Below are 15,934 nucleotides of genomic sequence, written 5' to 3'. Positions count from 1 at the left end.
AACGAAAGAATCAATCTGACCTATTTTGGGTAAAATTACACAATTTTTAGTTACAGAACTACCGTTAGATCCATTTACTAAAATGCCAAAACCCAATCAAATCCCATAAATTAATGCTAATTTAATACGATTTTTGAAGATTGTTGTGTAAATCCAACTTGCTCAACAACCCCAACAACCAAACTAAAATCATTACATTTCTCAACAAAATAAATAAAAAAAATATCTAGCACCTTTTATTAACAAAGATCTAGATAAAAATTCTTATTCATGATTTTCTTTTTTCTCTTGTTTAATCTCTGCTAAGATCTGATCAATCTTAGCTCCTTTAGAGATACTATCATCATAATAAAAGACTAGTTGTGGGATCCTTCTAATTGTTAAATGTTTACTTAAAACATGTCTAAACACACCAGTTGCATCCTTGTATGCTTGCAAGGTTTTAGCAATATTATTAGGGATTAAACAATCAATATAGATTTTAGCAACACTCTTGTCATCTGATAGTTTGATTGCAGTAATCACACTAGTTTTAATTAAACTATTGTTAATCTCTGTGCTGATTGCTTGACTAAGCAGTTTATGAATTGTTGCTTCTAATCTTAAGGTTTTAATCTTGCTCATTAGTAAACTCGTTTTTTAACAATTTCATAAACTTCAATGATATCGTCTTCTTTGATATCATTGTAATTTTCTACCACGATTCCACATTCTTTATTATGTTCTACTTTATCAACAAAAGTTGTCTTAGATTTTAGTGAAGCAATCTTTGATTTATAGATGATCACATCATCTCTTAAAACACGACATAAAGCGTTTTTAACAACCTTACCAGATGTAACATAACTACCAGCAATCGTTCCAATCTTAGAGTGTTTTCATAACACTCTAACAACAGCTTGACCGATCACTGATTCTTCATAAACGGGATCTAGTTCACCCTTCATGATCTTTTCTAGATCTTCAACCATCTTATAAATAATCTCATAAGATAAGATCTGAACATTATCAGAGTTAGCAAGATCTCTAATCTGCTTACTTACTCCTAGATTAAATGAGATTACGGTTGAGTTAGAAGCTTGGGCTAGTTTAATATCTGTTTCAGAGATTACCCCGGTTGAAGCCCGAATAATATTTGTGGTTACCCCTTCAATATTAATATTAGAGATCGCGTATTTAATTGCTTCAAGACTACCTTGAACATCTGATTTAATAATCAGATCTACGCACTTAATTCCGTTGGTATTAATTCGGGTTCTTTTTTCGTGGCTTTCTTGTAAACTTAGATGTTTTTGTTTTTGTTGTTTTAATTTATAAGAATCAGATAGTTCTTTGACTTCTTTTTCAGTTGCTAGTCCTAAGAACTTTTCCCCTGCTTGAGGAATTGCATCAAGTCCTGAGATCTTTACTGGGCGTGATGGCGTGGCTTCAGTAAGATTATTCCCATTCTCATCTTGCATAATTCTGACTTTTCCATAAGCCGCTCCAATACAGATGTAGTCCCCAACTTTTAATGTTCCTCTTTTAATGATCACTGTTGCTTGCGGACCAAGCCCTGGTTCTAATTTAGATTCAATAACGATTCCATAAGGATCAGCATTAGGGTTAGCTTTATATTCATTAATTTCAGCTAACGTTAAGATCGCATCTAAAAGTTCGTTGATCCCTTCTTTTTTAATCGCTGATCCTTGAACAAAGATCGTATCACCACCGTATTCTTCTGGAGATAGATCATATTTTGAGATCTGTTGAATCACCCGATCAAAGTTAGCACCAGATTTGTCCATCTTATTAACAAAGACAATAATTGGCACATTAGCATTCTTAGCATGGTCAATTGCTTCTTCAGTTTGGGGTTTGATCCCATCATCACCAGCTACAACTAAAACAACGATATCAGTTAAATTTGCCCCACGTGCTCTCATCTCTGTAAAAGCTTCGTGTCCTGGGGTATCAATGAACGTAATTAGTTCATCGTTCTTCTTAACTTGATAAGCCCCAATGTGTTGGGTAATTCCCCCTGCTTCATTCGAAGTCACGTTAGTTGAACGGATTGCGTCTAACAACGAGGTCTTTCCGTGGTCAACGTGACCCATTACTGTCACAATCGGAGGGCGTTTTACTAGATCTTCTTTTTTATCTTTGAATTCAATATTATCTAGTAAGTTTTCACTTGTTACGGATTTTTCAATCTTAAAATCTAAGCCAAGATCTAAACACAACTCTCCGATCTGTTCTAAAGATAAGATCGTGTTTAGATTAATCGTATTAATCCCTTTACTAAAAAAGTGCTTAATAATCTTAGCGACAGGTTGGTTAACTTTTTTAGCAAATTGATCGATACTTAATGGATCAGTATAAATAAAAACCCCATCCTTAACACCAACCTGAACCTCTTTTAAGTATGATTTGATATTAATCTTTGATCTTTGATCAACTGGTTTCTTATTTCTTGTTGGTTTTTTATTCATCCTGACCTCGTTTTCTTAAAGCATCACTAAGGCGATTAAATTCTTCATCTAAGATCTTAGTTTTAAAACTCTTTTGAATTAATGCTTTGACTTTCTTATCAATAATAAAGTGCTCATTTTTATTAAGATATACTCCTCGCGCTTTAATCTTGTAATGATAATCAACTGTTAGTTGATTTTGATAAAAAACAATCCGATATAGTTGATCTATTGGTAGTTGTTTTTTTGTAATCAGATCAAAGCGCTGAGTAATCTTTTTCATTTAATCAATAAGCCTTATAGATTTTCAAAGCTGTCCAAGCTTTGACGTTGTGATTTCTTTTTCTTCTTATCTTTGTATTTGTCCTTTTTATCTTGGACAAGAACAACTTTCTTCACCTCTTTCTTAGGGGTTTGAGTTATATCTAGTTCACGAATTAGTTCAGTTATTGAGGTGTTTTCATTTTGCACGTTATCATAAGCTGATTCGTCAATGTCCACAAACTCAACTGTTTCTTCTTTTTCTTTTTGAACTTTCTTCTCTTTTTTAGGTGTTTTAGCAGTTTTTTGAACTAGATCTTGTTGCTCTTCTTCTTCTACAATTAGTGGTTTTGATAGATCTAGGTGGGCTAGTTGTTCTGACACATCATCATAACGAGCTGTAACATTAACTGAAGGTTCTTGTTCTTGTTCAACCACTTCTGGTTGTTCTTGTACCACTTCACTTTCTTGTTCAACAACTAGTTCATCTTCAATTCCATCACCTAATTCAGGTTGATAGTCTTCTAGATCATTTTGAGCAACTGGTTTTGGTTGATACTTAGTAAGATCAATCATCTCATAACGTTGCTCTTTAGCTTCTTCATAGATCTTTTGAAAATCAACTTTGATATCATCATCACCTTCAACAGCTGTTGAATAGGCAATCAATGGAGTTTGCAGAGTTTCCACCTTTTTGAAAGATTGCTTACTTGCAATCTTAGTACGACGACTGTTACGCTTGAATTGATCTACTAAAACCGCATTATCAACTGGTGAATAGTTTAATGGCACAACATTGATATTATCTTCAATTGCTGCTGATTGAGATTTGAAATCAATTGATCAACCAGTCATGTAAGATAATAATCTTACGTTGATTCCAGCTCTACCAATTAAGAACGGTAAGTATTGATCTTCAACAATAATATCAACACTCTTATCACGTTCTGAATCTTCTAAAACATCAACCCCGATGATATCAACAGGATAACAAGCATTCGCAATTAATTTGAAAACATCATCGTTTCAATGGAAGACATCAATTACTTCATTACTAACTTTAACACCTGATGAGTGTTCAATTAAGTTAGCAGCTATCGACTTAATTCTAATCCCACCATCACCTAAGATTAAGGTTACTGGATCAATATCAGGGTTATTTGATAAAACTGCTACTTTAGTTTTTTGTCCAGCCACTCTTTGGATCGCTTTAATCTCAACAATCCCCTCTTTAATCTCAGGGATATTTTCAGTTAAAACGTGTTTTACATATAAAGCGTCTGAACGTGACACTATTAGTGGTCAGCTCTTAGATTGTTCTTTAATCTGAGTTAAAACAAAATCATACTCAACATCGTTTTGTAACTCTTCATTAGGAACTCAGTCCCTCTTATAATAATAAGCATAGATCCCACCTAAGTTAACTAATAAAACGTTAGGGTTATTCTCATCTTTCTCCACAGTCCCTCTAACGATCTTATTCAGTTTAGGTGTTCATTCTGATACTGCTTGTTTATTAACTAATTCAGATAATTTTTGTCTGAAATACTGCGAAATATTAGTAGCAACTACTCTTGAAAAATCACCAATACTTAGTGATTTTAAGAAATCATCACCCACTTTAATTGTTGGGTTAGTTGCTAAAGCATCCTTTAGATGGATCTCATTAATCTCATCAAATTCTTCTTCACTAACACTATCATCAATGACCTTATATAATTTAAAGATCTTTAATAATCCCATATCAAAATCGATCATAACGTCGATTCTTTGATCAGGGTCTTCTTTAGCGCAAGCGCGAATAATCGCATCTTTTAAGATTGTACTAATCTCTTTTTTAGAGATATTCTTCGTTTCGGCAACCGTCTGGATTGCTTCTAGAAAACTTTTATTATCAACACTCATTAATTATTTTAAAAAAGAAACGACAACTTAACGTTGTCGCATTCATATTTACCTATGTATTATACAAAAAATAATTAATTAGCTAAAAATCTTTTTATCTTAATTTTGGTTTATTTGAATTCATTCATCCAACATATCCTTAATTGTTGGTAGCATTTTTCGCTTATTTAATTTCATTTATATTACTAGATAAAAAGTGTTTTTATATCCGGTGTTTCAAGATGTTGTTGGAATAAACAAATTTTTTGCAATCAACTCAAGTTTGTGTAAAATGAACACGATAATTATCAAAAAATCTTTTTTTAATAAAGCAATCGGCATCTATTGATATTGCTGTTTCTTATTTTTGGATTACCAACATGATACTTAACAAAGAATAATGAAGCAAATGGAACGTACATTAAGATTCTAGTTCTTCTAGAAAACACTCCGCCTTTAGCATATGCTAAGAATCAACTCAGGTAGGTAAGTACAAACACTAAACTAGTAGTAATAAATAAATCTTGACTTCCATAAAGTCAACCCGCATTATTACGATCAGTGTCTCCTCTTAGATCGAGATCGAGTGGTACTGCTAAAGGATATAAACTATCATAAGCATTAGCAACATAAAAGTAGAATATCAATGTGTAGAATAAGGATTGAGTTATATCTATAGCTAGTAAAGTTAATGATAATCTAACTTGATTTTTTCCAACTACAGCACCAAAAGTATAGGGATTTTTATCTAAAATAATTCCTAAGCTCATTACTACGAATATGATAATGAAAAATGCCATTAATGCAGTTGAGAAATCAGTCATTAATCTTAATTCTGATTCATTAAATTCTCTGTTTCAACGATTAAAATCATATACATAAGCATTATTTACATCTACAGATGGTTTTAGTTTAAAACCAATTCCATACATAAATGTTATTGCGATTGCATAAATAACAAATCCTAAGACACTAGCTAGATAGAATAAAGATAAAGAAAGGGTTGTTTTAGTTAACTTGATCTTAAATACCGTTTGATTTGATGCTAGGATTTTTTGATATCACTTTAAACCTGTTGTGTCTAGTTTTAAGAAAACATTTTGCTCTAAGTTGTTAGGTGTTGTCACATAAGAAATTAACCCAGCAAAGGGAATTAGTGAGAACAGTTTTTGCTTTTGTTTGAAAAGACTTAACTTAACATAAGCTAAGAAGAAACTTAAATATAAAGTTAAATAAACAATGTTTCAGAATACAAACGAATCCTTATTGTAAAAATACGGAAGGACTGATGCGTAATTTAGGATTGATATTTTTAAATCAGCAAAGAAATTATTGTTAATCTGAACAAAAGATAATAACCCTGAATAAATAGTGTTGTTGTTAAAATCAACAGTTGATGTTTGAGCTTGATAAATTTCATCAATTGACTTATTTATTGGGTAAAAGTAAGTCATTAAAATTATGATGAACAAAGCTCAAATAATTAATTGAATAATTTCAACAAATGAAATTAGAATTTTTAATTGTTTTGGATTTTTAATTAACTTGTTGCTAAATTGATAACTCTCTTTACCTGTTAGTAAAATTATTAAACCAGCAACAGCAAAAATAACGAAGAAAATCAGTGGTAAAATTAATGAAATATTAAATTTCATTTGATCTTATATTACAAAATAAAACCCTTGATCTGAAAGTGCATATGTCATCAAAGAGATAATTCCTGCACTAGCGAATACTACGGTCCCTAAGAAGACTAGAAATAATGCTAATTGTCTCCTGGTGATATTAATAATTTTTGTAAATTTCATTTGTACTTGTAATTAAATATATAAATCAAGCTAATTAATCATCCTTATTCATTAAAAGTAATGAAACCTTATTAAAAAAAATACTAAAACAAGATTAAGATACTTTAATAAATCTCTTTATACATTTATTTTATAAAAAGAAAGAGCGCCTTGTGAATAGTTAAATTGGCTACAGACTAAATTTTGCGCACAGTGGTAAAATAATCACTAAAATTAAGTATAAAAATATGGACAATAATTCTTTACGAATTATTGTCTAAATTTAATAGATTATTTAAGGTTCGGATTTAATATCCTAAATAGTTTGACATCTGTATGATTTACTGTTACTTATTTCTTTATTAACGACATGGTAATTAACAAAGAATAATGAAGCAAATGGAACGTACATTAAGATTCTAGTTCTTCTAGAAAACACTCCACCTTTAGCATATGCTAAGAATCAACTAAAGTATGTAAGCACAAACACTAAGCTACTAGTAATAAATAGATCTTGACCAGTATATAGAGATCAAGGATCATTAAAATCGCTATCTACGGGTAACGCTTTGTTTTCGACTGTAGGATTAATTTTATCGTAAGCGTTAGCAGACAAGAATAAGATCAATAATGTAATGAATAATGCTTGAATTATATCTATAGCTAATAAAGTTAAAGATAATCTAGCTTGATTTTTTCTAACTTTAACACCAAAAGTATAAGGATTTTTATCAAAGATAATTCCTAAGCTCATTACGAAAAATGTAATAATGAAGAATAGCGGTAATGCTGTTCTGTAATCAGAGACTACTCTTAGCTCAGAATCATTAAATTGTCTGTTTCAACGATTAAAATCATATACATATGCATTATTTACATCTACAGATCGTTTTAGTTTAAAACCAATTCCATATATAAATGTTATTGTAATGAAGTAACTAACAAAACCTATAACAAAAATCAAATAGAATAACGATAAGTAAAGAACAGTTTTAGTTAACTTGATCTTAAATACTGTTTGATTTGATGCTAGGATTTTTTGATATCACTTTAAACCTGTTGTGTCTGGTTCTAAGAAAACGTTTTGTTCTAACTTATTAGGTGTTTTTAAATAAGAAATTAACCCAGCAAAGGGAATTAGTGAGAACAGTTTTTGCTTTTGTTTGAAAAGACTTAACTTAACATAAGCTAAGAAGAAACTTAAATATAAAGTTAAATAAACAATGTTTCAGAATGTAAACGAATCTTTATTGTAAAAATACGGAAGGATAGATGCATAATTTAAAATTGATATTTTTAAATCAGCAAAGAAATTATTGTTAATCTGAACAAAAGATAATAACCCTGAATAAATAGTGTTGTTGTTAAAATCAACAGTTGATGTTTGAGCTTGATAAATTTCATCAATTGACTTATTTATTGGGTAAAAGTAAGTCATTAAAATTATGATGAACAAAGCTCAAATAATTAATTGAATAATTTCAACAAATAAAATGACGATTTTCAATCAATTTGGATTTTTAATTAACTTGTTGCTAAATTGATAACTCTCTTTACCTATTAGTAAAATTGTTAAACCAGCAACAGCAAAAATAACGAAGAAAATCAGTGGTAAAATCAATGAAATATTAAATTTCATTTGATCGTATATTACAAAATAAAACCCTTGATCTGAAAGTGCATATGTCATCAAAGAGATGATTCCTGCACTAGCAAATATTACGGTCCCTAAGAAGACTAGAAATAATGCTAATTGTCTCCTTGTAATATTAATAATTTTTAGATAGTTTTTCATAATTAAATATAAATCCTAAATTCTTTCTTTTGTTCAAGATAAAGCTAGTTCTGTTTCTGTTTTAGATGGTTTTTGATTCGGCTTAGAAACAATGATTTCGTAAGATCCATCCTCTGTAATAGGCACTTGTAGAAATTCAAAATTATTTAATGATTCTGTTCTTTTAAAAATGTTACCATCGGTTTTTCTAAAGATCAAATTGAAGTTTTGTTCATCATAATTTATTGAACTAGTTAAATCTTTATTGTTTTGTTCTCATCTATATACAGTTGAACTTGAAGGTTTAAATAGTCAAGATAAACTAATTCTTAAGTTATCACCTTTTTTTAACTGCAGCCTTTCTATTGTTAAGCTTTTATCAACGTTTTTAGATTTTCATAAATTATTCACTAAAACATCACTACTATCAGTTCATTTTATATATTTAAGATTATTGAATGCAGATCATAATTTTTGATAATTTAGTATCCCCACACCTTGAGAAGGATCTAATCTATTTTTCTCTACAGTTTTATCGTTTTTTTCATTTGTTGATGAAACGCCTAATGCTGCTTTAGCAATAATTGAATTAATTCCTAGTTTATATTTTTCCTTATATTGAATTAGTGTATTAGCCAAGACACCAGATACAAAAGGGGCAGAATAACTTGTTCCCGATTTTCTTGAATTTTTAAATGGATATGAAGAACCATTAGCCAAAATAAGAGGTGAGCTATATGTATTTGACCCTCGTGATGAAAATCAACTTAATGATTTATCATCGTTGTTAGAACCAACTAATATGCTGTTATATGACAGATCAAAACCAAATAATTTTGGAAGATTTGTATTTCCTTCATTACCTGCTGCAATTACAAATATCAAATCTCTTTCGTTTGCAGTTAATAGATCTAAGAATCTTGAATAGTAATTATATTTAAATAAATTCGAATTAGCATTTTTCGGTTTCCCTATACCCCAAGAATTATTAACAATTTTTAAGTTATCGATGCGTCTTATATAATCTATTTCATTATCTAAACCTGAAAAAGCATACAAAAGCGAACTATTAAATAGATTTACTTTCACTCCATATAAATTATGGTAAGGATTTACTCCATTTATTCCAGAAATTACTGAAGCAACTTCCGTAGAGTGATTTCCGTATGTTGGTTTATGAAACAACCCGTTTCAATAAGGATCTCATCTATTGTAGACATTGGTTATCTTTTTGTCGAAATAATAAGAAGAATTATTAGCATCAATTAAAGCTCGTTCTGGATGTTTATCACCTTCACCTACCTCTAATACAGCTATACCAATTCTTTTTTGACCGTAATAATTAACTTGATGATCTACATGTTGTATAATTACATTTCTATCTAGATCAGTATAGTAGTTGGATTCAAAGTTATTCCTATATCTGTTTAAATTTTGTGATAATCCACCACCATTAACGTAACTGTCCTCAACGCCATTTATGATCGCAATAGAAGGATTAGATTCAACCTTTTCATCATTTTCTATTTCATAAAAATCCCCAACCAGATCGTATGTGTTTAAGAAACTATCAAATTGTTTTTTATCATCTGAATTCTTTTTGAAAGAAAGTGTAACTAAATAATAATTTTTGATTGCAAGGCTTTTTTTCGCGTATAGAACTTGAGGTTGCTGTCTTATAAGTTTCAAAATATTATCATGGTTGAAAATATCAAAATTGCCTTTAAAGGTAATAAAACCTTTAAAGTAATCGTTTTTTTCAAAGTCATAAAACGAATCGCTAGATTGATCAACTAGGTTTTCTGTTTCATTATTTAGTACTTTGGTATTTGTTTTATCTTTATTAATAACTCCGTTGGTAGTTTTATTAATTAAGCTCTTAGTATTAGTTTTTTTATAACTGTTGAAAACGACAGATAGCGGAAATGCTGCTCCTGTTACTCCTAGTGAAATTACACTTATAATTTTATTTAACTTCATAAAATCTTCTAATAATAAATGTAAATAACCCAAACTAATTTTGAATTAATAGCTATATCTATTTATTCAAAGCTTTTTCAAAATATCATTTTTAAATATTGAAAAATAATAGCTTGGACTATCTTATAAATCAACTAATATAACTTATAATATAACTTATCTTAATATAAGAATCAATTTTTGTGTCAAATTTTTAAGTTTTAAGATTTTGTTTTTGTTTACCTAAACTTACTTATGATTAATAACTTTTTTCACTTTATTCGTCATTATAGGAAATTATAGCACCGAATCAATTTTGTGTAAAACAGTTAATTAACCTAAAAGACATAGCTAAATATAATTTGATGAGAGTTAAAAAAATAAGAAGTTAAAGGACGAGCAAATGAAACAGATTTGAAAATTAATTGTTTAGTTTGTTAAACAATTTGGTTCTGGTAGTTAAAGTAACTATTAAACATCACTCATTATATAGTTAAGCCTGTTTACAGGCTCAGGTTGATGATTAACACATTGGTAAACTAGAATTGTTGAGAGAAAATGTTGTTAAGTATCAAAACAGCCAAACACTAGAAATGTTAAATGTAGGCAAGGAAAATTCCTATAATAATGAAAAGAATTCGTGGTGAAAATCAAGACTCTCAAATTATCCCGAAATATCAAAGAATCATCCAAAATAAGTTATCTTAGATGTGCTTTCTTTAGTTTTTGCTAGTTTCTCAAACAATGAAATTGTTTATCAAATAACGGCTACGTATGTTTTTAAAGTAAGTCCTAGCGTAATCTAAAATTGCTTCAAAACTATTCAAAATGAGATGCGCGATTGGCACGAAAGGTCGCTAGAAAACAACTACCCAATCATAATGATTGACGGTAAGGTTTTTAAGATCAAAACTAAAAAAAGTGGACGTTCAAAGTATAAAAATAAAATACTTTATCTGGTGATAGAAATCAATGCTGACTGTTAAAAAGAACTTATAGCACTGAATGGGATACTGAATAAACAAACCTTGTTGATGATCTTAAAGGACGGGATTGTCTGAAACATGTATTATTGTTACGGATGGCTTAAAGGGTTTCAAAGAAGCAAGTGAGAACGTTTATCCGAAAGCTATACATATTACTTGTACGGTCCATATGATTAGAAATGCCGCGAAATATGTATTACACTCCATGAAGCCCAATTTTTTAAGAGACTTAAAAAAACATATATGGTGCAAACAATTGGAAGGCGCAAAACACAGAGCTTTGAATATTTAAAAAATAAGTGAGGCAGTTCTAACAAGAGCGCAATCGAAGTTATCCAAAGAACCATGGACAACATAGAAAACTCTTTACTTTTTAAGGATTTACGGACATTAGTTTATACTAGCAACATAGTTGAAAACTATAATTCAGTAATTGGCACTTTCCTACCTGCGAAAAAGTCTTTTAATAACATAAATCAATTCCTATTAGATCTTTATGTACATTTTGGTAACAACCCAAGATATAAAAAACTAAATCAAAAAACTCGAAGAGTTAGAAATTGATATAGAATATATGAATAGTTAATGGATATATCTTCGAACTTAATTAAAAAAACTAAAAATTAGAGAAAATCTAATTACACAAAATTAGCTTTGTCCCCACAAAACTTGTATGATTGCTTTCAATCATCTTTTTAGGTCTAGCAATGAGTAGTTGTGCTTATGTTTCAGTCTTAAAAAAACAAGTAAGGAATGATAGGGTTCAACTTCAGGTAGCTACTGAAAATAATGCGCAAAGCGAGACTGCTAATCTTAATAAAATTAACAGCGCTAATAGTTCAGTTGTAAACAATTCAAGTATAGGTGATAGCACCATAATTAGTGGTGGTAATTTATCTAGCTGTAATTCTACGGGTAATGGTGATACTGCTTATTTATCAGCAAACGTAGAAGCATTAGTAAATTCAACTAATGTAAGCGATCAAGTTTGATATAAAAATACAAGTACTAATAGCGGAATTGTTATTGGAGAATAGCTTTTTATCAAGATAATCGAATTAATAAGTATTTAGACGCAATTAATGATAGCGCTAATTATTATGACTTTTGAAAAGTTGATGATAATAACACATCATTAGTTAATGGAAGCTTGTTAACTACTGATAAAGTTAATGATTATCTTGAGTTTTCTAGAAAGATGAAAGTGTTTGTTCTTTATGGCAATACGTCTAATCAACCAGTCATTGTAGATATTTACGAAGATGGAAATTAATTAAGCAAAACTATAAGATTTCATCAACCTACGCAATGAATGGTGTCAAGTTGTTTGAAAACAGATTTGCTAGTTATGATCAACATACAATCAAGATTGTTAACAAATCATTAACACCTTTATCAATTGATTGTTTTGGTTATGAGGCTAATTAAATAGAACTAAAACTAATGCAAAATAAAATCAACATGCAAATTGTTTTTAGCAGCAGCATGTTAATTTTATTAATTTTTACCGATGATTTTGGTTATTTATATGAAATTAATTGTTAAAAAATTGAGTTAATTTGTGGGTATTTAACATATGGGAGTGCAGTAAATTTGTTTTCAAAATTTTCAATGTCAAACTGAGTTAATTTTTCAGGATTTTTTTCCATAGCATCCAATGTTTCTTGTGGGTCAATGTTTCCAATAGCACCAGAGAAGAAGATCGCTCTTGAATCTAATGAAATTTTGTTATCATTTGAAACATAAAGTTTGAAGATTACATTTGATAAAGACACATACATAACTCTGTACCCTTCTCTTAATTCTGAGTCAACCAACATAGAAGTCTTTAAATCAGTGCCAACAATATTTACGCGAGTGATGCTACGGTTGTATCTAAAATGAATATGAGCTGCAAGATTATCATTAGCAAACTGGTTATTAACGTTTAGTGCAAAATGTAGATAACGAGCTGAATGGTTTTCTGAGTTATTTTTAAATGAATCTGTTAATAAAGCGTAATCATAAAATTTCATTCTGAAATTATAAATATACTTAAAGAAAGCCATAATATTATCACTTAATAAAGCTGAGTTTTTATCGAACAAAACTAAAATTTGTTGATGTTTTTCTGCTTTAACTTCAGCTGATATTGATGTTTCAGCAATTTGTTTTTGCAAACGATAGATTTCATTCGCATTTTTAGTTAACTGGCTATCTAATTTATTAAATTTTGCAAGATCAAATTTCTCAAAATTTTGTTCCTGTTCATCAGAAAAACTTAAATCATATTTAGCTAAAGCGGCTTCTAAATCATCAACATACTTAGCTTTAGGAAAAAATAATCTAGGTAGCGGACTATAAGATACTTTATCATCGCTTTTCATCCTAATTTTTTCAGAAATATTGTCATTAGTACAAGATGCTATAACAATAGGTAATAAAGCAGTTAACAAACCTAAATTTAATAGTTTAAATATCTTTTTCATTTAATAAATATCTACTGCAGTATATTGCAATAAAACCCCTCCATAAAAGTCTTTATATAAAACCTCAGCAGTTTCATTATTAGAACTTAAACCAAACGAAGCATATAGGTTTACATATTTGTTTAAATTAAAAATCTCGTTAATTTGATTAGCTTCTAATAATTTTGGATATGTTCTAATATATCCAAATATAATAGCGCTAGTTGGTTCTTCTGGATCTTTGCGTATTTCGATTTGTAAAATATAACCATCCTTATTTAATAGATAAAAAGTAACATTATTATCTGAATCAACTTGTTTAACCTCTTGGATAAAAATATTACTTTTTAAGGTTACAAAATTACTGTAAAGTAGTTTGTTTTCGTTATCGCGAATAGCAAAAGATGCAGCAGATTCATTGTTTTGCCTGGTAAAATCAGATTTTTGCATAAAAACTAAAGTAGTTAAATTATATAGATATCATAACCAATTTTGACTTTGTGCTTCGTCGATAACCTTAATAGCCTGTTCGATTGGATAAGGGTATGAAATACCACTAAAAAAATCGAATTTAGCTGTTGATGGTCTTGTAATTAAATTAGCATATTTAAGTGCTGATTTTAATTTGATTGCATATGGTGAGTTAATCAGATCAAATTGACTTTTAATGTATTCATCTTTTGCTTGATTGTTATCACCAAACATTTCATGCAAAACATTAGTAATAGCAGTTTGATTTAAAAAATTTCTTCATTTTAAATCAAGATCAGAAGTTAAGTTAATTTGATCTAAGTTTTGACTCACAACTTGACTTTTAATACCATAAGATGGAATTGTAACTAAAGCAAGACTAACAAAAGCTGAACTGATAATAAATTTTAAAAAAGCCTTTTTAATTTTCATTAGTTTTATCCTTTTTTTAGAAAATTAAAAACAAAAGCCGGATAACCATATCTTTGCTTTATTGGCATATCAACTTCGTATTGTTGTAATCCCGTTTCATAACGGTGAATAAACCCACTATGAATAACTGATGAAATTAAATTTAATGAAATGTTTTTTGCTCTTGAAGCTCCAAAATATATTGGTAAATAACTTAGAACAACTCCACTAATAGGTGCTGAAACGGTCCTAATTAAAAATCTAAGGACTAGTTTATCTTTTTTGAGATAATAAACGTCATTATCGCCAATTTCACGACTTTCATCGCCAAGTTTAATATCATCTAAATAAGTGTTGCTAAAATTCAAACTATTAAATGGTGTTAATCTTTTAACTTTGTTTTGGTATTCTTCAGATACTAAGATCTTCTTTGATTCGGGATAATAAGGATTTAGCGCTCAGGTTATAAAGTTTCAATCAAAGATATTTAAGTTGTTAAGAATAAAGAATCAATTTTTTGACACAAAATCTTGATATTGAGCAAAAAAATCAATTGGATTATCATCGTTTCTAGCGCTAGCAATTAAGTCTTGGAGTTCTTGAATTCTTGCTCTTATTTCAGCAGCTTTTTCAGGGTTAAATCTAGAAAAAATTAATTCTTCACGTTTTTGTTTTAACTCTTCTTCTCAATTAGTTATTTCTAAAATTTTGAATTGTTTATTAAAGTCTTCTTCAATTTGTTTAAATTGCGCTTTTATATTATCGGCATTTGTTTCTTGTTGATGAATATAAACTTCTTTAGCATTTTGAGCTTCAGGAGTATTTTTATAGATTAAATTAAGTAAACTATCAATAATATTCTTATGAACTAATTCTTCCTTACTTGTTGTTCTTAAAGAAATATCCTTACTGTGATCAATAAGTGAACTTAATTTTGATTTTTGATCATAATCAGCACATGAAGCGGCACTAAAAGCAAACGGAATAATTAAAGATAATTTGGTTAATTTAGTTTTTAATTTCATTGATATCTCCTCATCTATACCTTAAAAGTTTTAGTTGATCATTGTTTACTAGATCTAAAGCCCTATTAAAAACGCTTGCGTAATTGTTTCTTGTGTATAAGCTAAAAAGAACGTTATCAGCATGTTCCTTGTAAGCTAGATCTTCTGGATTTTCTTCTCCTAACACAGTGTAATAATTAATCATTTGTTTAATTATATTTTCGTAAGCTAAAATATAATTTGTATTAAAAGCATCAATTAAAGTATTCAGATCTAAATTTTCAACATTTTTAACAAAAACATCTGGGGAAAATAAAATCTCTTCTTTATTATCTTGTGTATATCTAAAAAACACAATGAAAGCATCTGTTCCTAATTTTAAATAATTAGCCGTTTTTGCCGTATAAACATCATGTTTTTGGTTTGCCAACTCAAATGTTTTAATTCCTTCAAAAGTTAAGTTTTTTAAATTATAAAAATATGATTTATATTTATCTTGA

The 15,934-nt window shown here is 29.2% G+C and carries 12 protein-coding genes and 1 pseudogene; 2 read left to right on the top strand and 11 right to left on the bottom strand.

Annotated features, from left to right (window positions below; all coding sequences use genetic code 4):
* Positions 1-264: 264 nt before the first annotated feature.
* The 8 genes from rbfA to D2833_RS00585 form a co-directional block, all read right to left on the bottom strand.
* The gene (gene rbfA, locus D2833_RS00615) at positions 265-624 is read right to left on the bottom strand and encodes a 30S ribosome-binding factor RbfA (RefSeq protein ID WP_011113344.1); all 360 of its coding nucleotides are present in this window, start codon (positions 622-624) and stop codon (positions 265-267) included.
* A complete protein-coding gene (infB, locus tag D2833_RS00610; protein ID WP_011113343.1) occupies positions 624-2,471 on the bottom strand; it encodes a translation initiation factor IF-2 in 1,848 nt (615 codons plus the stop codon). The genes rbfA and infB overlap by 1 nt, the downstream gene beginning before the upstream one ends.
* Entirely contained in the window at positions 2,464-2,733 is a 270-nt protein-coding gene (locus D2833_RS00605) for a DUF448 domain-containing protein (protein ID WP_011113342.1), read from the bottom strand. Before D2833_RS00605 ends, infB begins: the two co-directional genes overlap by 8 nt.
* A gap of 14 nt (positions 2,734-2,747) precedes the next feature.
* Positions 2,748-4,616 carry a transcription termination factor NusA gene (gene nusA, locus D2833_RS00600; RefSeq protein ID WP_027333277.1) on the bottom strand — a complete coding sequence of 623 codons (1,869 nt, stop codon included), beginning with the start codon at positions 4,614-4,616 and terminating at the stop codon, positions 2,748-2,750.
* Between the two features lie 302 nt (positions 4,617-4,918).
* Positions 4,919-6,250, bottom strand: a complete 1,332-nt coding sequence (locus tag D2833_RS00595) for a hypothetical protein (protein WP_011113340.1) — start codon at positions 6,248-6,250, stop codon at positions 4,919-4,921.
* Between the two features lie 6 nt (positions 6,251-6,256).
* Entirely contained in the window at positions 6,257-6,403 is a 147-nt protein-coding gene (locus D2833_RS04065) for a hypothetical protein (RefSeq protein WP_011113339.1), read from the bottom strand.
* Positions 6,404-6,698: 295 nt separating this feature from the next.
* Positions 6,699-8,177: a hypothetical protein gene (locus D2833_RS00590; RefSeq protein ID WP_011113338.1), complete on the bottom strand. Its 1,479-nt coding sequence runs from the start codon at positions 8,175-8,177 to the stop codon at positions 6,699-6,701.
* Positions 8,178-8,192: 15 nt separating this feature from the next.
* Positions 8,193-10,136 (bottom strand): S8 family serine peptidase, encoded by a 1,944-nt coding sequence (locus D2833_RS00585; protein WP_170128407.1) that lies wholly within the window; start codon positions 10,134-10,136, stop codon positions 8,193-8,195.
* A 382-nt stretch (positions 10,137-10,518) separates the two neighbouring features.
* Here D2833_RS00585 and D2833_RS04425 point away from each other — a divergent pair.
* Both D2833_RS04425 and D2833_RS00570 read left to right on the top strand, forming a co-directional pair.
* Positions 10,519-11,683: pseudogene (locus tag D2833_RS04425) on the top strand (IS256 family transposase).
* Between the two features lie 95 nt (positions 11,684-11,778).
* Positions 11,779-12,138 carry a hypothetical protein gene (locus D2833_RS00570; RefSeq protein ID WP_011113336.1) on the top strand — a complete coding sequence of 120 codons (360 nt, stop codon included), beginning with the start codon at positions 11,779-11,781 and terminating at the stop codon, positions 12,136-12,138.
* A gap of 504 nt (positions 12,139-12,642) precedes the next feature.
* Here D2833_RS00570 and D2833_RS00565 read toward each other — a convergent pair.
* Genes D2833_RS00565 through D2833_RS00555 form a run of 3 tightly spaced genes read right to left on the bottom strand, consistent with a single transcriptional unit; the run spans position 12,643 to position 15,455 of the window.
* The gene (locus D2833_RS00565; protein ID WP_011113335.1) at positions 12,643-13,569 is read right to left on the bottom strand and encodes a hypothetical protein; all 927 of its coding nucleotides are present in this window, start codon (positions 13,567-13,569) and stop codon (positions 12,643-12,645) included.
* Positions 13,570-14,451 carry an aromatic motif membrane protein gene (locus D2833_RS00560; protein ID WP_011113334.1) on the bottom strand — a complete coding sequence of 294 codons (882 nt, stop codon included), beginning with the start codon at positions 14,449-14,451 and terminating at the stop codon, positions 13,570-13,572.
* Between the two features lie 5 nt (positions 14,452-14,456).
* A complete protein-coding gene (locus D2833_RS00555) occupies positions 14,457-15,455 on the bottom strand; it encodes an aromatic motif membrane protein (RefSeq protein ID WP_011113333.1) in 999 nt (332 codons plus the stop codon).
* Between the last annotated feature and the right edge of the window lie 479 nt (positions 15,456-15,934).

This window comes from Mycoplasmoides gallisepticum (assembly GCF_900476085.1).
GTDB classification, from domain to species: Bacteria; Bacillota_I; Bacilli_A; order Mycoplasmatales; family Mycoplasmoidaceae; genus Mycoplasmoides; species Mycoplasmoides gallisepticum.
The sequence above is the reverse complement of the archived record's forward strand: the minus strand, read 5'-3'. Positions and strand labels throughout refer to the sequence as shown.